The organism is Veronia nyctiphanis, from assembly GCF_004116385.1.
In the GTDB taxonomy this organism is placed as follows: domain Bacteria; phylum Pseudomonadota; class Gammaproteobacteria; order Enterobacterales; family Vibrionaceae; genus Veronia; species Veronia nyctiphanis.
The window spans coordinates 17382-39266 of record NZ_PEIB01000041.1; the positions used below are offsets into that span (position 1 = coordinate 17382).

A 21885-nucleotide genomic window follows, 5' to 3' on the forward strand; every position below is an offset into this window, starting at 1 on the left:
CATATAAAGCAATAGGAGCGGAAAAATGTGGGTTGGTATTATCAGCCTTTTTCCTGAAATGTTCCGTGCTGTTACCGAATTTGGGGTAACTGGCCAGGCGGTAAAGAAAGGTCTGCTTGAGGTAGAAACATGGAATCCCCGTGATTTTACCCATGACAAACACCGGACTGTCGATGACAGACCGTATGGTGGAGGTCCAGGCATGTTGATGATGGTGCAACCGTTGCGTGATGCCATACATCAAGCCAAGAAAACCGCTGGCGGTAAGGCGAAAGTGGTTTATCTCTCACCTCAGGGCAGAAAGCTTGACCAAGCTGGCGTTGAGGAGCTGGCGCAGAATGAGAATTTAATTCTTATCTGTGGACGCTATGAAGGGGTAGACGAGCGCATTATACAAACCGAAGTCGATGAAGAATGGTCTATCGGGGATTTTGTGCTCAGTGGTGGAGAGTTGCCAGCCATGACCTTGGTTGACGCAGTATCTCGGTTTGTACCGGGAGTACTCGGAGACTTTGCGTCGGCAGAAGAAGATTCTTTTGCAAATGGCTTGTTAGATTGTCCGCACTATACGAGACCGGATGAATTGGAAGGACTGGAAGTACCTGCGGTACTCAAGTCTGGCAATCATAAGGATATTCGCCGCTGGCGACTGAAGCAGTCGTTAGGCCGCACCTGGCTTAGAAGACCAGAGCTCCTGGAAAACCTAGCTCTGACTGACGAACAGGAATTATTGCTTGCTGAGTTCATTAAAGAACACCAGACAAGTACCTAAGCAAATTTAGTATCAGTTTATTCTAGGGTAATAAAATGAGTAACATCATCAAAGCGCTCGAAGAAGAGCAACTTAAGCAAGATCTTCCTGAATTCAACGTGGGTGACACTGTTGTTGTTCAGGTTAAAGTTAAAGAAGGCGATCGTTCACGTCTACAGGCCTATGAAGGTGTTGTAATCGCGAAACGTAACCGTGGTCTGCACTCTGCATTCACCGTTCGTAAGATTTCTAACGGCGAAGGTGTTGAGCGTGCATTCCAAACTCACTCTCCAGTGGTTGATAGCATTACTGTTAAACGCCGCGGTGCAGTACGTCGTGCCAAACTGTACTACCTGCGTGAGCGTTCTGGTAAGTCTGCTCGTATTAAAGAGCGTCTCGCTAAGAAATAATCGCTCTGGCGTTTATTCTCCCGAAAGAAGATGAAAAAGCCACCGAAAGGTGGGCTTTTTTTTGTCCGATTGAAGTATCAAGCTTCAATAAGGCCATTAATAATTTAAGGTGTTTCATAAATTATACTTTTTATGAGCTTTTCATTTTTTAGTGTGCTGTTCTTCGAGGTAATTCTATATGCTAGGTTACATTGTATATAAAATGTATGTACTTAGTACATCTCTTGTGATGCATTAGGTGTCCAGTTGTGAATAGTAAAAAGAAAAATCCTGACAATAAAAAAGACAGTCAGCTTGTTATCCGTATCAACGGTGAGCAGCGTGATCAGTTTATTGCCTTGTGTGAAGAGCTGGATACTTCAGCAGCAAGGGAGATTCGCAGGTTTATCAAACAATACCTGAAAGAGAATGCAGACCCAGATGTTGACCAGTGATAACTCATATTGGTGAAAAATTGTTGTTTGGGATGCTCTAATCAATGAGGAGAATATAATGGCAAAGGCCAAGAAAGTATCAAAGAAAGACGTGAAGAAAGTTACTAAGGCACCAGGTAAAAAATCACTGAAGAAAGCGCTGAAAAAAGCAAAAGCTAAAGTGAAAAAAATCAAAAAAGCGATTAAAAAAGCCTAATTGATTTCTTCATAATGGGCGCTATTTTCGAAAGTAGTGCTCATTATCTTATGAGATATATGTATTCTAGCTACCCCTCTATTGTCTGGTATTAGTCAAAATACTGTGTTTAATTTACTAACCCTCTTACAGTCTAGTCATCGTTTTATTTTTAATATAAAAGTCAATAGATAGTAGCCTCGATTATGCTCTACGCATGGCGTGATGGGTGGCAGCTATTCTCAGCAGCATTTATCAAAAGTCGCTCTTAATAATTCGATATATACGATGATTGAGATCGTTTATTTGGGTGGGAATAGCTCTAAGTAAAGGGCGGTTTAATTTTTTATCCAGTTAGAATCTGTAAATGTCAATATTGTGTCATTTTGAGGATAGATACTGACGGGTATTATGTTGCCCTCATTAATAAAGTTAGATAATTTTTTATTAAATATGAAATGAAAAGACTCTCTACTGCAGGAAATAAGCTGTACATCAAGGAAGTCAAAATAGCCCTTTACCTGAGGGTAACAAGCCTTAAATATACTTTCTTTTGCTGAAAAAATAGCAGTAAGTCCTTCTGACTCGGTAAAATAGTTTTTTAGAAGCATTCGCTCTTCTTCAATCACAACCGTCTTTATAAGCGCAGCCTGCGTTTCTTCATCGACAACGCTTTCAATATCAATACCTATTCCCTGTTCTGGATTAGATTGTTTGGTTAATGCGCAAACAGCTTGAGACTGATGATGAGAGATTGAGCCGATGAGACCATTTGGCCAAAGCGGTTCTCTTTGTGGACCAGTAGCAATCTCTGAGGCAATACCATTTAATCTTTCTTGAGCGAGTTTAGCGAGATACCGACCAGCAAGATACTCTGCCTGACGCTTTTTAACCGATTTGACGATGTGTTGCGGCATCGGGATATTCAGTAACTCAAAGTTATCGACGTCAAAGCGCTCTTTGTTGAAATTAGCCATGAGGCACACGCCATCAAAATCCCTCAGTGGAATGCTCTCAGGCTTATCGATAAACACCGCTTATTTCCCCTTATCCCTGTTTTATCGGCCAGCCAGTATAACCATCAGTGAGTTTGGGGGCAGTTTTATTTCAGCACATGCGAAGTGAGACAACATTTTGTTACATTGCGCAACTTATGAAGCAAACATGCCTTTGCTACCATTCTTCGTTTAAATAGGAAGAATACATGGCTCTCACTGATGCGAATTATCAACCAAGGTGACGAGAATCTGTGTAAATCATTGATAGTATGTCGATATGGCCGATAAAGGTTGATCGCAAACATTGCTGGCTTGTAAATGTATTGGCTTACTTTTGATACCCTCATTATTTGATACGCCTCATTTTCCCTGTCCAGCCTGTGAACATCCTTCATCATTTGACATGACAATAACAAGGGCAAGTAATGTTCAAGGGACAACAAATACATAATTGGATCTGGAAGTGGCACATACTGGCGGGACTGTTCAGCCTTCCTTTCATTTTTCTTCTCGCAGTGACCGGTGCGATTTATCTGTTTAAAGGCGATTACGAACAACAAGCATACAAAGAGGTGCAGCAGGTTTCGGTCTCAGGCCCGCGCTTGAGTTACGAACAGCTTTTTGATAGCGCAACAGAAGCTGCATTGCTGAATGGCCAACCTCTGCCCTCGAAAATGATCCTACCCAATGGGCTGGAACAGGCAGTTGAATTTCAATCAGGCCGACATTCATCAAAACGAAGCACGTATGTTGACCCTTATTCTGGTGAAGTGACTGGTTCATGGGCGGTTTCAGACACCCTTATGCAGAAAGTACGGAAGTTACACGGTGAACTGCTGCTCGGTAAGCAAGGTACATTAGTGATAGAACTTGTCGCCAGCTGGATGGTGGTGCTAATCATCACAGGTATTTACGTTTGGTGGCCAAAGGGAAAATCGGGTGTCAAAGGCCTGTTTACTGTTCGTTTTAATGCGGGTAAACGTACCCTGTACCGCGACTTACATGCGGTTACTGGGTTTTGGTTATCAGCGTTTCTGTTAGTGATTCTGGCTGGAGGCATGCCTTGGACAGAGTATTTTGGCAGTAACTACAAATGGGTTCGCGATAACACTGGCTCTGGTTATCCGTCAGCTACAACGGCCGTGGTTTGAAATCTGTGAAGGCTGAGAATGCGTCACCGTTGAGTGTCGACGAAATGGTTTCAATCGCGCAAAAAGCCGACTTACCAGGAACGGTAACATTGACCTTACCTGCAAAATCGACATCGGTATTTAGCATCAAAAACCGCTATCAGGATTTAGATCAGCAATGGTCAATTCATTACGATCAGTACTCAGGTCAAGAAGTGAAAGCGTTTCCTTGGTCAGACGTGGGTGTCATGAGCCACTCACGCCAGATTGTGATGAGAATACATCAGGGAGAGCTATTTGGAAGCCTAAACTGGGGGCTGGTACTTGCCGTAGCCTTGCTTCTGGCAATGATGAGTTTGTCAGGGATGGTGTCGTATTTTATTCGCAAACCCAAAGGTAGCTGGGGCATTCCAAAAGTCCCCGAAAATATGCGAGTGGGTAAGGGGATTGTCCTCTTGCTGGCTTTTCTTGCTGTCCTGTTGCCGCTCTTTGGCGTCAGCTTGATTGTGCTGGTTGTAACCACATTTATTGTGCAGTTAGGCGGTAAAGCGCTGCAGCGTCGAGAAGCCTGATAGCATCTCTCAGGTCGCGCTTGATGTTTTTCAGTCAGGCGCGGCTTACTCATTAAGTCCCTTTGCGTGCTTGACGAGCCTTTCTTTCGATTCTCCGCACTATTACATCCAACGCATATTGATTCACACCCTGCAAAGCGTAGAATTCGGGCGCAAATAAAACCAATAAGGACGCAGATATGCGCTACGACTGGATTCTTTTTGACGCCGACGAAACCCTTTTTTCATTTGATGATTTTCAAGGCCTGAAAATCATGTTTGCAGAGTACGGCGTTGATTTTACCCGCGACGATCATGTTGAATACAAAAACAGAAACAAGCCATTGTGGGTACAGTACCAAAACGGTGAAATTACAGCGCAAGAGCTAAAGGTGACGCGCTACCAACATTGGGCTGATAAGCTGAAGGTTGACCCTTCAGAGCTGAACAATGCGTTCCTCAATGCGATGGCCGATGTCTGTCAGCCTCTCAAACATGTTGATACTGTTGTTCCGTTACTGGCTGAGAAAGCAAAGCTTGGCATCGTCACCAATGGTTTTACCGAGCTTCAGCAAATCAGACTTGAACGCACGGGTATGAAGCCTTTTTTCCAGCATGTTTTTATTTCTGAAGAAATAGGTGTGGCGAAACCTGACCCGAAAATCTTTGAGCATGCACTTGAGGTGATGGGGAAACCCGACCGGGCGAAGGTGCTAATGGTCGGTGATAACCCACATTCTGATGTTCTCGGTGGGATGAATGCTGGTATCGACACCTGCTGGTTAAACCTTAACGGTGAATGCTTACCTGACGGCATTAAACCAACCTTTACGGTTTCCTCTTGGAATGAGTTACAGGACCGCCTTCTAGGCTAATTTCATCATCAGGCGGACATGGTTCGCCTGTTATCACCGCTTAACGTCATTTCTCGCAGCTCGGCACTGCTTTTGATATCACTGTTGCCTTAACTTGCCGTTTATCCTGCGATTTTTCCGTTCATCACTTTTTTCGCCTACCTTGGCAGTGAGTTTCTTATTCTCTCCTCATACCCAATGGATGGAGAAGAGATATGTCAGTTGCAGCAATTATGGATGCTTACGTCGCACCCAAGAGTGTATTCACACGCCTGAAAGAGAACAAAAAGGCCAGTTATCTCGGCCTAGTTTTGATGATCATCGTCGGTGTAATTTCCCAGTATTTGCTCTTTAAAGACATGAGCCCAGAGTGGATTGTCGAACAGCAAATGCAGCTTATGCATGAGGTGGATGAAAATAAAAAAATCGAAGCTAAGGCGTTTATTGAAGAGAATGCACCTATGGCGGGTCCATTTGCCATGGGAAGTGTCGCGATAATGACGCCTGTTTTGATCCTCATTTATGCGTTTTATTTCTTTCTCATTGGTAAGTTGGTGGCAAAGAACCGTGAAATAACGTTTGGTGATTGGTTCAGCTTTTCTATTTGGATAGCGATGCCAAAAATTATTAATTTTGCGGGTTTGATTGCGTTGGTATTGATGAGCCAGACACCAGATTTATCGATGACTGCAGGTAACTATGCTTCATTGAATCAGCTATTCCTTAACCTAGATATTAAGGACGCTTGGTATCCGTTTGCTGAGGGAATCAACTTGTTCACAATCTGGGGAATAGTGTTGACGTTTATTGGCCTGAAACAACTCACGACTCTTTCAAATGTGATGAACCTGATTGTGGCGATAGCGCCGACAGCTCTCTTCATCGGCATTTCGACCCTCATTGCTTAATACCCCTCAGTGGCTTCGTCTGAGGCCATTCTCTTCTTTATTCAGGATGATTTTAATGCGCAAGTTTTTAACCTTTTTTCTTATTCTTGCTGTGGTTGGTGGCGTTATTTTCTGGAAGTCAAAAGCCGAAAAACCAACCGATATTTATGTAGAAACTGCGGAAGAGCAGGATATTCGCGATACGATTCTGGCATCCGGTAACCTGACTTTTGATACCAAGATCCAGCTGAGATCTGAAGTCACAGGCACCGTAGAGAGTGTGTTGGTGGTGGAAGGCGATAGAGTGAAAAAAGGCCAGTTGTTATTAGAAGTGAATGCAACAGCGTACCAGACCGATGTGGACAGCCGTGAAGCGCAAGTGGCCGCAAGAAATATCGAGATTGAGCGGGTGTCAGCAAGCCAGCAAGAGATGCTGCGTCAGTTCAAACTCAAAAAGAGCCTTTATAACAAAAAGCTTATGGGCAAAGACGAGTACGAGCGCGTGGCTAACCAACTTCGTCTTGCCAATATCGAAGTGAAAGCTGCCAAGGTGCGTCTCAATCAGGACTTGGCTGCATTGGCACTGGCGAAAGACAAACTGGCGAAGACACAAATTCGCGCCACCATGGATGGCTGATCGCCAATGTTTACGTTAAGGAAGGGGAAACGGTCGCCGACAGTTCTCTGTCTGCCAATACTCAGGCATTACTGACGTTAGCTAACCCCGATTTGATGCTCGCTGAGTTGAAAGTGGATGAAGCCGACATTGCCAATGTTGAGGCAGGACAGGTCGTTCGTGTATTTACTGCCGCAGAGCCAAAAGAAGCGCGTTTAGCGAAAGTCACCCGCACTGGCGTATCAGCCAAACAACGAAATACTGGCAGCCTGTATTTTGATGTCAAGGCGCTTTTGGATAGCCTGAAGGCGTATATCCGGGAATGAGTTTCCGCGCTGAAATTCAGCTGAATGTTGAAGAAGCGAAAATCAGTGTGCCTATTTCAGCGGTTCAGTCTGAAGGTGATGAGCACTTTGTCTGGATTTACGATGAAAGTGGACTCAAGAAACAACAGGTGAGCTTGGGCTTAGCCTCCGATACGCATCAGGTGATCACTGAAGGGCTTGAATCTGGCACTAAGGTTGTCACAGGCCCTGCGAGAAGCATGACAATATTGAACGAGCAGTCGGTTGTGAACGTGAAGGAGTCATGATGGAGAGGCCTGTTATTCAGCTGGAAGGGATCAGTAAGTTCTACACACTGGCCGATGAGAAATTTATCGCGCTGAACAAGGTTTCCCTGAATATTGAAAAGAATGATTACGTGGCAATAACCGGCCCCTCGGGGTCGGGGAAATCAACACTGATGAACATCATTGGTTGTTTGGATATTGCTGAAGAAGGGGAATATTGGCTAAACCAAGTAAATGCCAGCAGCCAGACGGATGCACAGCTTGCTGCGGTGAGAAACCGCCATATAGGCTTTATATTCCAAAGTTTTAATCTCTTTCCAAAGTTGTCGGTGATAGAGAACGTGGCATACCCACTTGTCTATCAGAAAGTGGGAAAGAAGGAGCGGGAAAAAAGAGCGAAACGACAGCTTGAGCGTGTCGGGCTGGGTGACAAACTTCAACACTTGCCGAACCAGCTTTCAGGCGGTCAGCGCCAACGTGTCGCGATTGCTAGAGCCTTGGTCACTAACCCTGCCATTTTACTTGGTGATGAGCCAACAGGAAATCTCGACAGTAAAACGACGTCTGACATCATGGCATTGTTTGATGAGCTTTATAACGAAGGGCAGACCATTGTACTGGTTACCCATGAGCCTGATATTGCTGAGCACTGTCTCCGCGAAGTACGGCTGGTCGATGGTGAAATCGCTCATGACGTTCGACGAGAAAAAACAATTGCCACCAATGTAGTCAATGAAGGAGGGGTTGTTCATGCCTGATTCTTTATTTTACTTTTCCGAGAGTTGCCGCTCTGCTTTCCGTGCGATTACCTCTCACGGGGTACGAAGCATACTGACTATATTAGGTATCATCATCGGCGTTGCTCTGTGATTGTGGTGGTTGCTGTGATGGAGATGTTGAAAGGTAACCTGATGAGCAGCTTGATGATCTGAATCCGGATATGCTCACGGTAGAGGGGTACACCTCTACTGACGATACTCTTTCCGGTAAGTACAACACGCTAGGTTTTAAAGAGTTTGAACTGATAAAACAACGTGTTGATGGCTACGAAGCAATAAGCGCTCGCACCCGAGGTTACAGTTCATTTGGTTCGATTGTCTATGGCAGTGAGTCGACCAGTACACAGGTGCTTGGCAGTGACAGCGAATATCAACGTGTGGTGAATACGTATCCTGAGTTAGGCCGATTTATCAGTGACAGTGATGATGATAGGCGTCGCCGTGTTGCTTTCGTCGGTAAAACACTGATTGAAGAACTCGAGTTACCAGCGAACCCGGTGGGTGAATACATCAAAATTGATGGCGAATGGTTCAGAATTATTGGTGTCGCCGAACCCAAAGGGAAGTTGATCATTCTTGATCAGGACAACTTTGTCATTGTTCCACTTTCCACCTTGAGAACAATGCGTGGGCCTTGGCGAACTGAAGATATTGAAGTTATGCTCAAGCCCGGCCCTGAAAAGTCTGCCAAAGAGCTGGAGGACGAAATTCGCAAAGTTCTGCGTCAACATTTCAGAGTAGGGAAAGGAGAATCAGAACCTTTTACTTTCTCTACGCCAGAAGAGAGCCGGAAAAGCTTTGATGAAATGACGATGTCCGTCACCTTGGTCGCAGCCGCTGTCGTCAGTATCAGTTTGCTGGTGGGGGGAATCGGTGTCATGAACATTATGTTGGTGTCGGTCACTGAGCGTACCAAAGAAATCGGAATTGCGAAGTCACTCGGGGCACCATCAGGGCTGATTTTGTTACAGTTTCTGCTTGAGGCTGTGATGCTTTCTGTCTTCGGCTGTATTTTGGGTGTGGTTCTTGGTGCGGGGCTATCGAGCTTTGCATTGCTGATACCAGGTACCGACAGCATTAACATTCCGATGTGGTCGATTTGGTTGTCGGTTGGTTTTACCACCTTTATTGGTGTTGCCTTTGGTCTTGCGCCAGCGATGAAAGCCTCAAAGCTGAATCCTGTCGCTGCGTTAAGGTTCGAGTAACTATGAGCATTAAGAAAACCATTAGGGATATGCTGCGCATATCCCTGAAAACAACAACAGCCTACAAAGTGTGTCTTGTTCTCGGCATAGCCTTTCTCACTATGTTCAATGTGACTATGATCGCGAGCATCATGCCCGATATAGGGACGGGCCTGTTGGTGTTCAGAACATTCATTGAAGTGCTTGTTTTCTTCGCTCTATTTCACTTGTTAATCCGAAGTTATATCAAACTCAGTCTGCTGCATGATGGTATGTCATGGCGTATCGGCATGTCTCTTTTCGTTGTGTCAGTATGCTGCGGCTCTGCATATGTAGGCTTCAGCTATATTTTGAATGAGATATCGTTCTTTGACGATGCATCAATAGAAAATTTTGGGTACACCATGTCCTCAACAGATGAAAGACGTGAAATTGGTATTTCATCACCGTCGCTTGTCATTGTCGGCATCGTAAATGCCGTCATTCAGTATTGGGTCATCGTTGCTGTCTATCTGGTGTGGCAGTTTTACCGCCAGCGCCACACAATGCAAAAGCGACTTGAAAAAGCTCGTTTATCTCAACTGACCTATCAGCTCAATCCCCACTTCCTTTTTAATACATTGAACAGTATTCGGGCATTGATATATGAGGATAAAGATTCTGCCGCGGACGTAGTGACGGAGTTGGCGGAGTTACTTCGTCTTCATATGACACTGGATATGAATCACTCCTCTTCACTGGAAAAAGATTGGCAAATTGCCCGCCATTTTCTAACCATTGAACAGGTTCGGTTGGAAGACAGGTTAGATCTCACTATCGATCTTTCGCCTGAAACTCTGGATCAGAGTGTTCCCTCGCTTTGTTTGTTAACTCTGGTCGAAAATGCGTTAAAACATGGAGTTATTCCCAATCTTTCAAAAGGCTACTTGTCGATTGAATCCAGCTTATTGGACAATCATCATTGGCAGCTCCGTATTGTTAACTCAGTAGGTAAGCCCAGCCAACAGCCAAGTAACCGGATTGGTCTTTCAAATATTTCGGAGAGATTGACCTGCTGCATGGTGAGCAAGCTCATCTCGCCACGGAGCGGTCAGATGGGCGGTTTATTGTTTCAATAGAGATGCCGTACCATGGAAGTATTGATCGTCGACGACGAAAGACTGGCAAGAGCCGAATTGAAAAGGTTATTGAATCAAGTTAATCCTGATGCAATAACGTATGAAGCACGTCATGCTCATGAAGCTTTGGAGATGCTAGAGCAGCGCGCATTTGATTTGGTTTTTCTCGACATCAGTATGCCTGAAATGACAGGGTTGGAGATGGCTGAAAAAATTCAGCATAGCCAACCCTTTGTTTTTTGTACCGCTTACGATGCCCATGCTGTCGAAGCTTTTACCCTGAATGCTGTTGATTACTTACTAAAACCCGTTCAACGTGACCGCTTGCGTGCCACGTTGGATAAGTTTGAGAGCGCGAAACGGCAAGAGGGTGAATCGTTTTCTGATGTGTCGTCTTCCTCGTACCTTTCCGATAGCCACGGCTTAATGCTGAAAGTTGGTGAACAAATGCAGATAGTTCGCCTTGGCGAGGTCGAACGCTTCGAGTCGGTGGGAAATCATGTCGCTATTTATCACGGTAAACAAAAATTTTATCTCCATGCATCTCTCTCCCGTGTCGAGGGTAAGCTAGACCCTGACTTTTTCTTTAAAGCCAGCCGCAGTCAGATCATCCGCCTCGATCAAATTGACAGAATTGAAAATGGTATTGCGACTGGTTCTCTCATTGCCGTCATGAATTCCGGCGCTGAAGTCGAAATTAGCCGTCGTCAGGCGCAGACCATGAAGCAGCAGTTCGCCGTCTTTTAATTTCACCACAGTACCCCTTTGAAACGTTCACTTCCCGATTGTCTTTGCACAGTAAGGGAAGTGACTCAGTATTTTTGCCTCTATAACACTCGCTATTTTAGAGACTTATTGTCTCATCGTGTTGCTTTAAAGACAGGCGTGAGCGCTTGGCTTGGGTATAGTAAACGGGTCTGTTTGATGAGGTGTTGAAATGATAATGAAAAAAATAGCATTGCCTTGCGCTCCAATATTAATCCTTCTTTCTGCATGTGCGTTTTCACCGGTCGATAAAGCCATTGAGCAGGGCGATTGGTACCGACTAGGGCAAATTGACGGCGAGCGCGGCGAACGTGCGAAATCCCATAAAGATTTGTCGGTATTGGCCAAAAAAGCGGGTGTCAGTGCCGATCTAAGCCTCTACGATGAAGGATACCTTGCTGGCAACGGTATGTATTGCAATGTACAAAGTGCTTACCACATTGGACTTTCGGGAAGTATATATCGGGGCGTGTGTGAGAGCCGTCCTGAATCACTGAACTTTCGTCTCGAATGGCAACGCGGTTACGACCAATATAAAAATAGTGAAGGCATAAACCGCGGATTCTAAACGCCTGCTCAAATACCCCAGTAAAGCGGGGTGTAAATATATATTTACGATAGTAATTTTAAGTTTACATTTCGCTTGCAATCAATTTCTGGACTGTTAAGGTTATTGGCCGAGCTGCGGAAACACGTGGTTGTAGTCATCTTAAGGAAGTCCTATGGAACGCGATCAAGTCACCAATATTCATATTCAGAACGAGGAAGTTCTGATAACGCCAGAAAAATTAAGAGAAAATTTACCAGTCAGCCAAGAAGATTTGGCATTCATCCGTGATGCAAGACAGGATATTGCCAACATTATTCATAAAAAAGATCATCGTCTTCTGGTGGTGTGTGGTCCTTGCTCTATCCATGATGTTGACGCAGCCAAAGACTATGCGAGAAAGTTAAAAGCACTGTCAGAAAAAGTTTCCAGTCAGCTCTACATTGTTATGAGGGTGTATTTTGAAAAGCCACGCACAACGGTTGGCTGGAAGGGCTTAATCAATGACCCGCATCTTGATGGCAGCTTTAATGTGTCGGCAGCCTTCATCAGGCAAGAGAATTATTGATTGAGTTGACCGAAATGGGTCTGCCTCTGGCGACAGAAGCCCTTGACCCAATCAGCCCGCAATACGTTGGCGACCTGTTCAGCTGGGCCGCTATTGGTGCACGAACAACTGAATCTCAGACGCACCGCGAAATGGCCAGTGGTCTTTCAATGCCTGTCGGGTTCAAAAACGGCACGGATGGTTCGTTAGATACCGCGATCAATGCCATGAAAGCCGCCGCGAGTGGTCACAGATTTATGGGGATCAATCAGGCGGGTCAGGTTGCTCTGATGAATACTGATGGTAACCCGGATGGTCACATCATTTTACGTGGCGGTAAGCAGACTAACTATGATTCGGTGTCTGTCGCTGAATGCGAAGAGAAAATGGCCTCGCTGAATATCGAATCATCCCTTATGGTGGATTGTAGCCATGCCAACTCCCGCAAGGATTTCCGCCGCCAACCACTAGTGGCCACTGACGTTGTACATCAAATCCGTGAAGGAAATCAGTCAATTATTGGTCTGATGCTCGAAAGTCATATCAATGAAGGTAACCAAAGTGCAGAATTACCGAGAGCAGAGATGGCCTATGGAGTATCCATTACGGATGCCTGTCTGGGCTGGCAGGATACAGAAGCCTTGTTGCTGAATATTGCATCTGAGCTTACGCCTGTGCTCGAGAAACGCATACAATGAAAAGAATAATGGTAAGGACAGTGGGCTAACATGGTTGCAGAGCTTTCCCGCCTTCGGGATGAAATAGATGAAGTAGATAAACAGATGGTGGAGTTACTGGCGAAGCGTTTGTCGCTGGTGGCTGAAGTAGGGGAAGTGAAAAGCCAACATGGTTTACCGATTTATGCACCGGACAGAGAAGCAGCGATGCTGGCCTCGCGGCGCAAAGAAGCAGAGTCGAAGGACGTACCGCCGGATCTGATTGAAGACATTTTGCGTCGTACGATGCGTGAATCTTACGCCAGTGAAAATGATTCGGGCTTTAAATGCCTGAACCCTGACTTACGATCTATCGTGGTGGTTGGGGGTAATGGCCAGTTAGGTAAACTTTTCTGTAAACTTTTCTCCCTATCTGGTTACGACGTGAAAGTGCTGGGCAGTCAGGACTGGGATCGTGCTGATGAGATTTTGGCCGACGCGGGTATGGTCGTGGTAACGGTGCCTATCAACCGGACGGATACCATTATCCGCAAGCTGAACACGCTCCCGGATGATTGTATTCTCGCGGATTTGACTTCAATCAAAAGTGAACCGCTGCAGGCAATGCTTGAGTCTCACAATGGCCCGGTTGTCGGTCTACACCCAATGTTTGGGCCGAACATTCCGAGTTTGGCCAAGCAAGTTGTGGTGTACTGTGACGGTAGAAACCCTGAAGCTTACCAGTGGTTGCTGGAGCAGATCCGAATCTGGGGCGCGACGCTTCACCGGATCAGTGCGATCGAGCACGATCAGGGGATGACATTAATTCAGGCACTTCGTCACTTCACATCCTTTGTTTATGGGGTTCACCTTGCTGAGGAAAACCCGAATCTGTCTCAGCTCATCGCATTGAGTTCGCCCATTTATCGGCTCGAGCTTGCGATGGTGGGTAGACTGTTTGCGCAGGATGCACAGCTGTATGCTGACATCATCATGTCGTCGCCACAGAACCTCGATATGATAAAACGTTTCCATGCACGATTTGGTGAAGCGATTGCGTTGCTTGAGTCAGATGACAAAGCGGAGTTTGTGGGGGCTTTTGGTCAGGTAGAAAATTGGTTTGGTGATTATGCCGACAGATTTCTGCGTGAAAGCCAGTCATTGCTCCAGCAAGCCAATGATTCCACCCAACGTTAGTCATTGTTATTGCCAAAAAAAGGAGCCCGACGGCTCCTTTTTTATGTCTTCCTCGTTGAACCAAACATTTAGTCGAGCTCAATTTCAGTCGGTGAGACATTTTCAATCGGGTAGCAACCCAGCACCTTGATATAGCGTGTCAGCGAAGTGAGCTCTTCTAATACTTTCTGCATTTCTTCTGAACTCATATTGCCTTCAACATCGACATAGAACATCTCTTCCCATGGGTTGCCCAGCACAGGACGAGATTCGAGTTTCGTCATATTGATGCCGTGGTTACGGAAAACCAACAGACATTCAACCAGTGAACCTGCATCTTGCGCTGTCGACATGATAAACGTTGTTTTAGCAGGAATAAGATCCGTGACATCGACCGGGTTGCGAGCAACCAAAATAAAGCGGGTGTGATTTTCTTGTTGATTAGCGATGTTAGCTTTAAGCGGCTTCAGGCCATAAAGCGCGCCGCTTGATGCATTGCCGATGGCTGCCACATTGCCGCTTTTCATTTCAGCGACTTTTTGCATGGCTTCCGCGGTACTTGAGCAATACTCCTGCTTCACATCGCCGAGAGAGCGAAGGTATTCGCTGCATTGCTGATAAGGCTGTGGGTGCGAATACAGACAATCAATGTTTTCCAGATCGGTATCGACGGCAGTCAGAATGCAGTGTTCAATAGGTTGGGTGATCTCGCCAACGATAGACAGTCGGGTGTGCTGCAATTGGTCATAAACGTCATTGATTGAGCCCGAAGAGGTATTCTCAATCGGCAGTACGCCATAATCTGCACGTCCATTTTCGACAATCTCAACAACTTCTTTGAAACTCTTACAGGGAAGTTCTGCCAGTGTTGTTTGTTTTCGGCTGAAGAAATGTTTAGCGGCAAGGTAAGAATATGACCCTTTTGGCCCCAAAAAGGATACACGGGCGATGGGCTGTGCGCTGTCAGGGTTTGCCAGCTTCTGCAAAAATGCCTGCTGGATAAGCACGGAATCTTCAATGATGCTGTGGAAAATACTCACAATATAGGGTGCATCTAATTCGTGTTTTTTACCTGCTGTAACCAACTTTTCCAGAAGAATTTTTTCTCTGGCCGGGTCACGTACTGGCTTTTCAGTTTGGATTTTACTTTTGGCGACTTCAATACTCAGCTGACGTCTCTCAGCAAGTAACGCCAGTAACTCTGAATCCACCCGACTGACATTCTTTCGGATTTCATCGAGCGTCAATGTTGGTTTTGTCATGTCCTTATCCTGTTTCGGCAACGCAATGCCTTTGGGTAATGCGAAAGGTTGACGGCACGTACTCAGCCATTTCCTCTCTCTCACTATACTTGATGCGCAAAATGGCACAACGCTTGCGGAAAAGTATTCCTAGTACTGATGTTTTTATCGTGTATCCATCAAAAATGGAACCTTTGGCGGGCTTTTTAGTGCAAATCGTCAAATTGAAACAAATCAGCCCCGCATGAGCGGGGCTGATAATTGACTGGTTGGTGCCTCTATCAGGCGGCTTCTGTCTCCACTTCTTCGGGTTTGTCACTGTGGCTGGCTCGGCGAGCTTCAGGCTTGTGTTTTTGTTTATTAAGCTGTTTCTCCAGCTTTTGGCCTGCTTCATTGATGGCTGCGTACAAGTCTTGGTGTTGTGCTGTGGCGACTAGCTTTGCGCCGGGGACAGAAACATCAGCCTCAATCTTAAATGTTGTACTCGTCAGTTGGCTGACAACCGCTCGAGGATTGATGAGAGCAACTTGCCACTTCTCCAGTTTGGCAAATCGCGAAGCGATTCGGTCACGGATAGAAGGAGTGATTTCGATGTTTTTGCCAGTGATTTCTACTCTCATATGCGTTTCCTCTTGTTAGCGCCTTTACGTTGGGCTCACATTCAGATTACTTTTTTCGCCACATAAAAAAGTGACCCAGATCAATAAAATAGTTAGGTGATTTAACTGAGTACGTAATTGTGATCACTTCGGAAAGCTGACAGAAAAAGTCACCGAAAAGGGTTGAAATGTGAGATCACTCTGATGCACTATCGGTAGGTGACATGTCGTTTTTAGCCCATTCAGACAGGGCTAAGATCGGCCCAAATTCAGGCCGCTAGTGGATTTTAGGCAGTAGGCGAAGGTTACGCTTTTTGCTGAATTAACTTGTTAAGGTAGCTGAGAAATAAAAAAGCAGCCAATCAGGCTGCTTTTTTGTACGTCTCATTTCGTGATGTTACAAAACGCCGTTCAACGCCATTTGTTGTTTTGCACGTTCGGCGGGTTCAGTCAGCCCCAGTGCCTCGTAGGCTTTCACCATCAGCGGCAGCGCTTTTCTCGCCGCTTCCGTATCACCAAATTGTTGTTGAATCGCCTGACAGCGATTAATGGCTGCCATCCACGCTTCGCGTCTGACATAAAAGTCCGCTGTCGCCAGTTCATAATCCGCAAGACGGTTTTTCAAAGAGACCATTCTTGCTCTTGCATCGGCGGCATAAGGGCTGTTTGGATAGCGGTCAAGCAGCTGTTTAAAATCAAAGAATGCACGAGAGACGGGCTGCGGGTCTCTATCAGAGCGTTCCATATTCAGAAATTCGTGCAGTAGCGAACTGTCTTGCGCCATGTTGCTCAGGCCGCGCATGTACAACACCCAGTCAAGGTTATTGTGGTTCGGATTCATACGTAGGAAGCGGTCAATAGTCGATTCCGCCAGAACATAATCGCCATTTTTGTAGTAAGCAAAGATCAGATCAAACTGAACCTGTTCAGAGTACGCACCAAACGGGTAGCGAGAATCCATCGCCTCCAGTTTCTCAACGGCTTTGACCCACTGGCCATCATCAATGGCTTGCTTCGCTTCCTGATAAAGCTCTGAAGGCGGAACATCTGGTACAATTCCTTTGTCTGCACTCGAACAGCCTGCAAGCAGGATAGCGGCAAAAAGGGTGGATAGAGTGAGGCGTTTCATTGCTGCGATAGCTTCCTTGAATTAAATTAATGTGCTGTTGCCATTACGGAGTCGGCGGCAAAAAGCTACAATGGCACGATTATGGGTATTCTACCCATCGACTGAATATAATACCAATCCGCAAATAGTGACCGCGATCGAGGACGGATACCGTGTACCGGTCTTGAGTTAGTCCTTAATAGGTTCAAAAAGTTCGTTATGGCACAACAGATAGAATTAACGTCAACAGTGAAAGACAGCCAATTGGGTCAGCGCCTTGATCAGGCGCTGGCTGAGCTGTTCCCTGATTACTCCCGTTCACGCATCAAAGAGTGGGTGCTGGCTGACAAAGTAAAAGTAAACGGTGAAGTTGCCAATAAACCCCGCATCAAAATGATGGGTGGCGAAGAAATCATTATCGATGCAGAAATCGAAGATGAAGAGCGTTGGGAGCCTCAGGATATCCCTCTGGATATCATTTATGAGGACGACGATTTACTGGTGATCAACAAACCGCGCGGATTGGTGGTTCACCCCGGTGCGGGTTGTCCTGATGGTACTGTGCTTAATGGGCTACTTTACCTTTACCCGGAAAGTGCAGAGGTACCGCGTGCAGGTATTGTTCACCGCCTTGATAAAGACACCACTGGCTTGATGGTGGTAGCGAAAACAGTGCCAGCGCAGACCCGTCTGGTACGCGCGTTACAAAAACGAAAAATTACCCGTGAATACGAAGCTATCGCGATTGGTAACATGACAGGTGGCGGTATGGTTGAAAAACCGATTGGTCGCCATCCGAGTAAGCGCACCCACATGGCTGTTCATGAGCTGGGTAAACCTGCTATCACGCATTATCGCGTTGCTGAGCATTATCGTGCGCACACCCGTTTGCGTTTGCGTCTTGAAACGGGTCGTACTCACCAAATTCGTGTTCACATGGCGTACCTTAATCATCCGCTGGTGGGTGACCAGTTATATGGCGGTCGTCCTCGTCCACCTCGTGATGCAGGTGAAGAGTTGGTTACTGCGCTTCGCAGCTTTGATCGTCAGGCGCTGCATGCTGCTATGTTGCGACTAGAGCATCCGATCACGGGTGAGCTGATGGAATGGCATGCGCCTGTTCCTGATGACATGGTTGCACTTGCAGAAGTGTTGCGTGTCGATCAGGAAGAAATGGGCGAGCCGGATTATTAAATGAAATTGATCGTGCACAGTGGCCGGCGCCCAGCACGGTCAACGCGATTAGCACCACCCGCTCGGGTGGTGTCAGCACATCACCCTACGACAGCCTAAACCTTGGTGTACACGTTGATGATAATCAACGCGACGTGGAGACAAACCGCCAACGTTTGATAGACCAAGCGTCCTTGCCATCGTCTCCGTATTGGTTGAATCAGGTTCATGGCACTCGGGTTGTCAGTTTGCCGGAAGAAGGCGAAGGAACGCTAGACGCAGATGCAGCGTTTACCCGCGCTGAAAATCATGTCTGCGCCATCATGACAGCGGACTGTTTGCCCGTTCTCTTCTGCAACGCATCCGGCTCCAAGGTGGCTGCCGCTCATGCTGGGTGGCGTGGTCTGTTAAATGGTGTATTGGAAAACACACTGTCCTATTTTGATGGTGCTGATTCGGTCATGGCATGGCTGGGGCCAGCAATTGGTCCTGACGCGTTTGAGGTAGGGCCGGAAGTCCGTAAGCAGTTTATTGCGCATGCTTCAGAAGCCGAGTCGGCTTTCCAGCCAAGTGGTGATAAATACTTCGCTGATATTTATGCATTGGCGAAACAGCGCCTCACTGCTGCTGGTATCAGTTCTGTTTTCGGCGGAGACTGGTGTACTTATCGACAACAGACCGATTTCTTCTCCTATCGACGTGACAGACAAACTGGCCGTCAGGCAAGTCTCATTTGGATATCTTCATCGTAGACAAGGTAAAATTACTGTCCCAAGCTTGAAATTGGTGGTTGCTGTTCCCATCTGATCGTAAACGATATTGATGTAAGCAGAGGAGGGGCTATGCGCCTTGACCGATTTACCAGTAAATTCCAGCTTGCTATTTCTGATGCCCAGTCGCTGGCACTGGGCCGGGATCACCAGTACATAGAACCCGCTCACCTGATGGTCTCTCTCCTGAATCAGGACAGCAGCACAATTCGCCCTCTTATGACCCTACTGGGTGTGGATATTACGCAGCTTCGCTCTAGCTTGAGTGAACTGCTTGATCGCTTGCCAAAAGTCACAGGCACAGGCGGTGATGTCCAACTTTCTCATGGCATGGGCATGCTATTTAATGTCTGCGACAAACTGTCGCAGAAGCGAAAAGACAAATACATTTCCTCAGAACTTTTCATCCTTGCAGCCGTTGACGATAAAGGCCCACTCGGAGAATTACTCCGTGGCTATGGTGTCACTGCCAAAAAGGTTGAACAAGCAATTGATCAGGTTCGCGGCGGTCAGAACATCGATGATCCAAATGCTGAGGAGAATCGTCAGGCTCTCGAAAAATTCACCATCGATCTCACTGAGCGTGCAGAGCAGGGTAAGCTCGACCCCGTTATCGGTCGTGACGAAGAAATTCGTCGCACCGTGCAGGTACTCCAACGCCGCACGAAAAATAACCCGGTGATCATCGGTGAGCCAGGTGTGGGTAAAACCGCTATCGTAGAAGGTTTGGCACAACGCATCGTCAATGGCGAAGTACCCGAAGGCCTGCGTAATAAGCGCGTCCTGTCACTCGATATGGGCGCCTTGGTTGCAGGTGCGAAATACCGCGGCGAATTTGAAGAGCGATTGAAAGCGGTTCTCAACGAGCTAGCCAAAGAAGAGGGTAACGTCATCCTCTTTATTGATGAAATCCATACCATGGTCGGCGCAGGTAAAGCGGAAGGCGCGATGGATGCGGGTAACATGCTTAAACCTGCACTTGCTCGTGGTGAGCTCCACTGTGTTGGTGCCACAACGCTGGATGAATATCGCCAGTATGTCGAAAAAGACGCGGCACTTGAACGACGTTTCCAAAAAGTGCTGGTGGACGAGCCGACGGTTGAAGATACGGTTGCTATTCTGCGTGGCCTGAAAGAGCGCTATGAATTGCACCATGCTGTTGAGATCACTGACCCAGCCATCGTTGCCGCAGCCAGTCTCTCGCATCGTTATATTTCAGATCGCCAATTGCCCGATAAAGCCATTGATCTGATTGATGAGGCGGCATCGAGCATTCGTATGCAAATAGACTCAAAGCCTGAGTCCTTAGATCGACTAGAGCGTCGCTTGATCCAACTCAAGATTGAGCGTCAGGCTTTGTCAAAAGAAAGTGATGAAGCGAGCAAGAAGCGTCTCGAAGTACTTGATGATGAGGTGGAAGAGAAAGAACGCGAGTTCGCGGAACTTGAAGAAATCTGGCGAACAGAAAAAGCCGCGCTTTCCGGAACGCAACACATCAAATCAGCGTTGGAACAAGCACGTACTGACTTGGAAATCGCACGCCGTGCAAGCGATCTGAACAGAATGTCAGAACTTCAGTACGGAAAAATACCAGAGTTGGAGCGACAGCTGGATTTGGCCAGTCAGGCAGAAATGCAGGAAATGTCATTGCTGAAAAACCGGGTGACAGATGCTGAAATTGCCGAGGTGTTATCAAAGCAGACTGGGATTCCAGTCGCCAAAATGTTGGAAGGCGAACGTGAAAAGCTGTTGCAAATGGAGTCTGTATTACATGACAGAGTCATCGGGCAAAAAGAAGCCGTCTCTTCCGTCTCCAATGCAATAAGACGAAGCCGAGCAGGGCTGGCTGATCCTCATCGACCAATTGGTTCGTTCCTTTTCCTCGGTCCAACCGGGGTGGGGAAAACTGAATTGTGTAAATCGCTTGCAGACTTCATGTTCGACAGCAGCGATGCCATGGTGCGTATTGATATGTCCGAATTCATGGAGAAGCATTCTGTTGCAAGGTTGTCGGTGCACCTCCCGGCTATGTGGGATATGAGGAAGGTGGTTACCTGACAGAAGCGATAAGGCGGCGCCCTTACTCCGTGATCCTGTTGGACGAAGTTGAAAAAGCACACCCTGATGTATTTAACCTACTACTGCAAGTGCTGGATGATGGCCGACTCACTGATGGCCAAGGCAGAACGGTCGATTTTCGTAATGCTGTTGTCATCATGACATCTAATCTGGGCTCAGACCGAATTCAGGAAAACTTTGGCGAGCTCAATTACGATGCGATCAAAGAGACAGTGATGGATGTGGTCAGCGGCCACTTCAGACCAGAATTCATTAACCGTATCGATGAAGCTGTTGTGTTCCATCCTCTTGGTGAAGAGCACATAAAAAAGATCGCAGGTATCCAGCTCGATTTACTTGGCCAGCGAATGGCTGAGAAAGAGTTAACGCTCAACGTGACAGATGAAGCACTTAGCTTTATTGCTCAGGCGGGCTTTGATCCGGTATTCGGAGCGAGACCGCTGAAACGTGCTATTCAGCAAAGTATTGAAAACCCATTGGCACAAGCCATTCTGTCTGGGGAAATCAAGCCAGGCAAACCAGTTAACCTCACTGTGAAGAAAAACCAGATAGAGGCGAAACAATAAAAAATCCTAAGGCCACCTGCGGGTGGCTTTCTTACATTAGATCCACATTTCTATCTTCAAATTGACTAATTAAGAATAAATTTAATACGTTTCGGTTGATTTGCGTCCAGTTAGCGTTATTTCCCTAAAAAAGTGCAAAAAACACTTGCCAAGAATTGTGACCTCCCTATAATGCCGCCTCACCGACACGGAGCGCACTG

23 protein-coding genes and 3 pseudogenes are annotated in these 21885 nt (G+C 46.6%); 22 read left to right on the forward strand and 4 right to left on the reverse strand.

Translation table 11 applies throughout. The features are described from left to right. Positions 1 to 25: 25 nt before the first annotated feature. The 4 genes from trmD to CS022_RS25025 all read left to right on the forward strand — a co-directional run bounded on the left by trmD (position 26) and on the right by CS022_RS25025 (position 1791). On the forward strand, positions 26 to 772 hold the full coding sequence (gene trmD / locus CS022_RS21700; RefSeq protein WP_129124010.1) for a tRNA (guanosine(37)-N1)-methyltransferase TrmD: 747 nt from the start codon (positions 26 to 28) through the stop codon (positions 770 to 772). A gap of 35 nt (positions 773 to 807) precedes the next feature. After that, positions 808 to 1161 (forward strand): 50S ribosomal protein L19, encoded by a 354-nt coding sequence (gene rplS / locus CS022_RS21705; protein ID WP_129124011.1) that lies wholly within the window; start codon positions 808 to 810, stop codon positions 1159 to 1161. Between the two features lie 248 nt (positions 1162 to 1409). Further along, positions 1410 to 1595, forward strand: coding sequence for a hypothetical protein (locus CS022_RS21710; RefSeq protein ID WP_129124012.1), 186 nt, complete (start codon positions 1410 to 1412; stop codon positions 1593 to 1595). Positions 1596 to 1653: 58 nt separating this feature from the next. Continuing rightward, a complete protein-coding gene (locus tag CS022_RS25025) occupies positions 1654 to 1791 on the forward strand; it encodes a hypothetical protein (protein WP_161569712.1) in 138 nt (45 codons plus the stop codon). Positions 1792 to 2108: 317 nt separating this feature from the next. Here the strand turns inward: CS022_RS25025 and CS022_RS21715 are convergent, their stop codons facing one another. Next, on the reverse strand, positions 2109 to 2804 hold the full coding sequence (locus CS022_RS21715) for a 4'-phosphopantetheinyl transferase family protein (RefSeq protein WP_129124013.1): 696 nt from the start codon (positions 2802 to 2804) through the stop codon (positions 2109 to 2111). 389 nt (positions 2805 to 3193) lie between these two features. Between CS022_RS21715 and CS022_RS21720 the strand changes: the two genes are divergently transcribed. From CS022_RS21720 to tyrA, 15 genes and pseudogenes are all read left to right on the forward strand, one after another. Next, a complete protein-coding gene (locus CS022_RS21720) occupies positions 3194 to 3919 on the forward strand; it encodes a PepSY-associated TM helix domain-containing protein (RefSeq protein WP_129124014.1) in 726 nt (241 codons plus the stop codon). After that, the gene (locus CS022_RS21725) at positions 3916 to 4470 is read left to right on the forward strand and encodes a hypothetical protein (RefSeq protein WP_129124015.1); all 555 of its coding nucleotides are present in this window, start codon (positions 3916 to 3918) and stop codon (positions 4468 to 4470) included. The genes CS022_RS21720 and CS022_RS21725 overlap by 4 nt, the downstream gene beginning before the upstream one ends. Positions 4471 to 4649: 179 nt before the next feature. Beyond that, positions 4650 to 5324, forward strand: a complete 675-nt coding sequence (gene yjjG, locus CS022_RS21730) for a pyrimidine 5'-nucleotidase (RefSeq protein WP_129124016.1) — start codon at positions 4650 to 4652, stop codon at positions 5322 to 5324. A gap of 194 nt (positions 5325 to 5518) precedes the next feature. After that, positions 5519 to 6211 (forward strand): YIP1 family protein, encoded by a 693-nt coding sequence (locus CS022_RS21735; RefSeq protein WP_129124017.1) that lies wholly within the window; start codon positions 5519 to 5521, stop codon positions 6209 to 6211. A gap of 55 nt (positions 6212 to 6266) precedes the next feature. Beyond that, positions 6267 to 6827 carry an efflux RND transporter periplasmic adaptor subunit gene (locus CS022_RS21740; RefSeq protein WP_161569713.1) on the forward strand — a complete coding sequence of 187 codons (561 nt, stop codon included), beginning with the start codon at positions 6267 to 6269 and terminating at the stop codon, positions 6825 to 6827. Continuing rightward, positions 6827 to 7132 carry an HlyD family efflux transporter periplasmic adaptor subunit gene (locus CS022_RS26865; RefSeq protein ID WP_408057297.1) on the forward strand — a complete coding sequence of 102 codons (306 nt, stop codon included), beginning with the start codon at positions 6827 to 6829 and terminating at the stop codon, positions 7130 to 7132. Before CS022_RS21740 ends, CS022_RS26865 begins: the two co-directional genes overlap by 1 nt. After that, complete coding sequence (locus CS022_RS21750) at positions 7129 to 7398, forward strand: efflux RND transporter periplasmic adaptor subunit (protein WP_129124020.1); 270 nt, start codon at positions 7129 to 7131, stop codon at positions 7396 to 7398. The genes CS022_RS26865 and CS022_RS21750 overlap by 4 nt, the downstream gene beginning before the upstream one ends. Beyond that, positions 7395 to 8135 (forward strand): ABC transporter ATP-binding protein, encoded by a 741-nt coding sequence (locus CS022_RS21755; protein ID WP_201746341.1) that lies wholly within the window; start codon positions 7395 to 7397, stop codon positions 8133 to 8135. Before CS022_RS21750 ends, CS022_RS21755 begins: the two co-directional genes overlap by 4 nt. A gap of 167 nt (positions 8136 to 8302) precedes the next feature. Further along, positions 8303 to 8860 (forward strand): annotated as a pseudogene (locus CS022_RS27840) (ABC transporter permease); the annotation flags it as partial. A 108-nt stretch (positions 8861 to 8968) separates the two neighbouring features. Continuing rightward, complete coding sequence (locus CS022_RS27845) at positions 8969 to 9361, forward strand: ABC transporter permease (protein ID WP_328590422.1); 393 nt, start codon at positions 8969 to 8971, stop codon at positions 9359 to 9361. A gap of 2 nt (positions 9362 to 9363) precedes the next feature. Then, positions 9364 to 10458, forward strand: coding sequence for a sensor histidine kinase (locus tag CS022_RS21765; protein WP_129124022.1), 1095 nt, complete (start codon positions 9364 to 9366; stop codon positions 10456 to 10458). Positions 10459 to 10470: 12 nt separating this feature from the next. Continuing rightward, positions 10471 to 11205 (forward strand): LytR/AlgR family response regulator transcription factor, encoded by a 735-nt coding sequence (locus CS022_RS21770; protein ID WP_129124023.1) that lies wholly within the window; start codon positions 10471 to 10473, stop codon positions 11203 to 11205. A gap of 196 nt (positions 11206 to 11401) precedes the next feature. After that, on the forward strand, positions 11402 to 11791 hold the full coding sequence (locus tag CS022_RS21775) for a DUF2799 domain-containing protein (RefSeq protein WP_161569714.1): 390 nt from the start codon (positions 11402 to 11404) through the stop codon (positions 11789 to 11791). Between the two features lie 154 nt (positions 11792 to 11945). Continuing rightward, positions 11946 to 13015, forward strand: a pseudogene (locus CS022_RS21780) (3-deoxy-7-phosphoheptulonate synthase). A 30-nt stretch (positions 13016 to 13045) separates the two neighbouring features. Then, positions 13046 to 14170 carry a bifunctional chorismate mutase/prephenate dehydrogenase gene (gene tyrA, locus CS022_RS21785; RefSeq protein WP_129124025.1) on the forward strand — a complete coding sequence of 375 codons (1125 nt, stop codon included), beginning with the start codon at positions 13046 to 13048 and terminating at the stop codon, positions 14168 to 14170. Between the two features lie 68 nt (positions 14171 to 14238). Here the strand turns inward: tyrA and pheA are convergent, their stop codons facing one another. The 3 genes from pheA to CS022_RS21800 form a co-directional block, all read right to left on the reverse strand. After that, positions 14239 to 15411, reverse strand: a complete 1173-nt coding sequence (gene pheA, locus CS022_RS21790) for a prephenate dehydratase (protein ID WP_129124026.1) — start codon at positions 15409 to 15411, stop codon at positions 14239 to 14241. A 260-nt stretch (positions 15412 to 15671) separates the two neighbouring features. Continuing rightward, on the reverse strand, positions 15672 to 16010 hold the full coding sequence (gene hpf, locus CS022_RS21795) for a ribosome hibernation-promoting factor, HPF/YfiA family (protein ID WP_129124027.1): 339 nt from the start codon (positions 16008 to 16010) through the stop codon (positions 15672 to 15674). A 376-nt stretch (positions 16011 to 16386) separates the two neighbouring features. Beyond that, complete coding sequence (locus CS022_RS21800; RefSeq protein ID WP_129124028.1) at positions 16387 to 17118, reverse strand: outer membrane protein assembly factor BamD; 732 nt, start codon at positions 17116 to 17118, stop codon at positions 16387 to 16389. 198 nt (positions 17119 to 17316) lie between these two features. On the opposite strand from CS022_RS21800, the gene rluD reads away from it, so the two are divergent. The 3 genes and pseudogenes from rluD to clpB all read left to right on the forward strand — a co-directional run bounded on the left by rluD (position 17317) and on the right by clpB (position 21685). Next, positions 17317 to 18291, forward strand: a complete 975-nt coding sequence (gene rluD / locus CS022_RS21805) for a 23S rRNA pseudouridine(1911/1915/1917) synthase RluD (RefSeq protein WP_129124029.1) — start codon at positions 17317 to 17319, stop codon at positions 18289 to 18291. 5 nt (positions 18292 to 18296) lie between these two features. Then, positions 18297 to 19022, forward strand: a complete 726-nt coding sequence (gene pgeF / locus CS022_RS21810) for a peptidoglycan editing factor PgeF (RefSeq protein WP_129124030.1) — start codon at positions 18297 to 18299, stop codon at positions 19020 to 19022. 90 nt (positions 19023 to 19112) lie between these two features. After that, a pseudogene (gene clpB / locus CS022_RS21815) lies at positions 19113 to 21685 on the forward strand (ATP-dependent chaperone ClpB). Positions 21686 to 21885 lie beyond the last annotated feature (200 nt).

What these genes read in the sequence shown, in the direction of transcription:
- trmD (WP_129124010.1), top strand. Translation starts at nt 26, where the DNA reads ATGTGGGTTGGTATTATCAGCCTTTTTCCTGAAATGTTCCGTGCTGTT.
- rplS (WP_129124011.1), top strand. Translation starts at nt 808, where the DNA reads ATGAGTAACATCATCAAAGCGCTCGAAGAAGAGCAACTTAAGCAAGAT.
- CS022_RS25025 (WP_161569712.1), top strand. Translation starts at nt 1,654, where the DNA reads ATGGCAAAGGCCAAGAAAGTATCAAAGAAAGACGTGAAGAAAGTTACT.
- CS022_RS21720 (WP_129124014.1), top strand. Translation starts at nt 3,194, where the DNA reads ATGTTCAAGGGACAACAAATACATAATTGGATCTGGAAGTGGCACATA.
- yjjG (WP_129124016.1), top strand. Translation starts at nt 4,650, where the DNA reads ATGCGCTACGACTGGATTCTTTTTGACGCCGACGAAACCCTTTTTTCA.
- CS022_RS21735 (WP_129124017.1), top strand. Translation starts at nt 5,519, where the DNA reads ATGTCAGTTGCAGCAATTATGGATGCTTACGTCGCACCCAAGAGTGTA.
- CS022_RS21740 (WP_161569713.1), top strand. Translation starts at nt 6,267, where the DNA reads ATGCGCAAGTTTTTAACCTTTTTTCTTATTCTTGCTGTGGTTGGTGGC.
- CS022_RS21750 (WP_129124020.1), top strand. Translation starts at nt 7,129, where the DNA reads ATGAGTTTCCGCGCTGAAATTCAGCTGAATGTTGAAGAAGCGAAAATC.
- CS022_RS21755 (WP_201746341.1), top strand. Translation starts at nt 7,395, where the DNA reads ATGATGGAGAGGCCTGTTATTCAGCTGGAAGGGATCAGTAAGTTCTAC.
- CS022_RS27845 (WP_328590422.1), top strand. Translation starts at nt 8,969, where the DNA reads ATGTCCGTCACCTTGGTCGCAGCCGCTGTCGTCAGTATCAGTTTGCTG.
- CS022_RS21765 (WP_129124022.1), top strand. Translation starts at nt 9,364, where the DNA reads ATGAGCATTAAGAAAACCATTAGGGATATGCTGCGCATATCCCTGAAA.
- CS022_RS21770 (WP_129124023.1), top strand. Translation starts at nt 10,471, where the DNA reads ATGGAAGTATTGATCGTCGACGACGAAAGACTGGCAAGAGCCGAATTG.
- CS022_RS21775 (WP_161569714.1), top strand. Translation starts at nt 11,402, where the DNA reads ATGAAAAAAATAGCATTGCCTTGCGCTCCAATATTAATCCTTCTTTCT.
- tyrA (WP_129124025.1), top strand. Translation starts at nt 13,046, where the DNA reads ATGGTTGCAGAGCTTTCCCGCCTTCGGGATGAAATAGATGAAGTAGAT.
- pheA (WP_129124026.1), bottom strand. Translation starts at nt 15,411, where the DNA reads ATGACAAAACCAACATTGACGCTCGATGAAATCCGAAAGAATGTCAGT.
- hpf (WP_129124027.1), bottom strand. Translation starts at nt 16,010, where the DNA reads ATGAGAGTAGAAATCACTGGCAAAAACATCGAAATCACTCCTTCTATC.
- CS022_RS21800 (WP_129124028.1), bottom strand. Translation starts at nt 17,118, where the DNA reads ATGAAACGCCTCACTCTATCCACCCTTTTTGCCGCTATCCTGCTTGCA.
- rluD (WP_129124029.1), top strand. Translation starts at nt 17,317, where the DNA reads ATGGCACAACAGATAGAATTAACGTCAACAGTGAAAGACAGCCAATTG.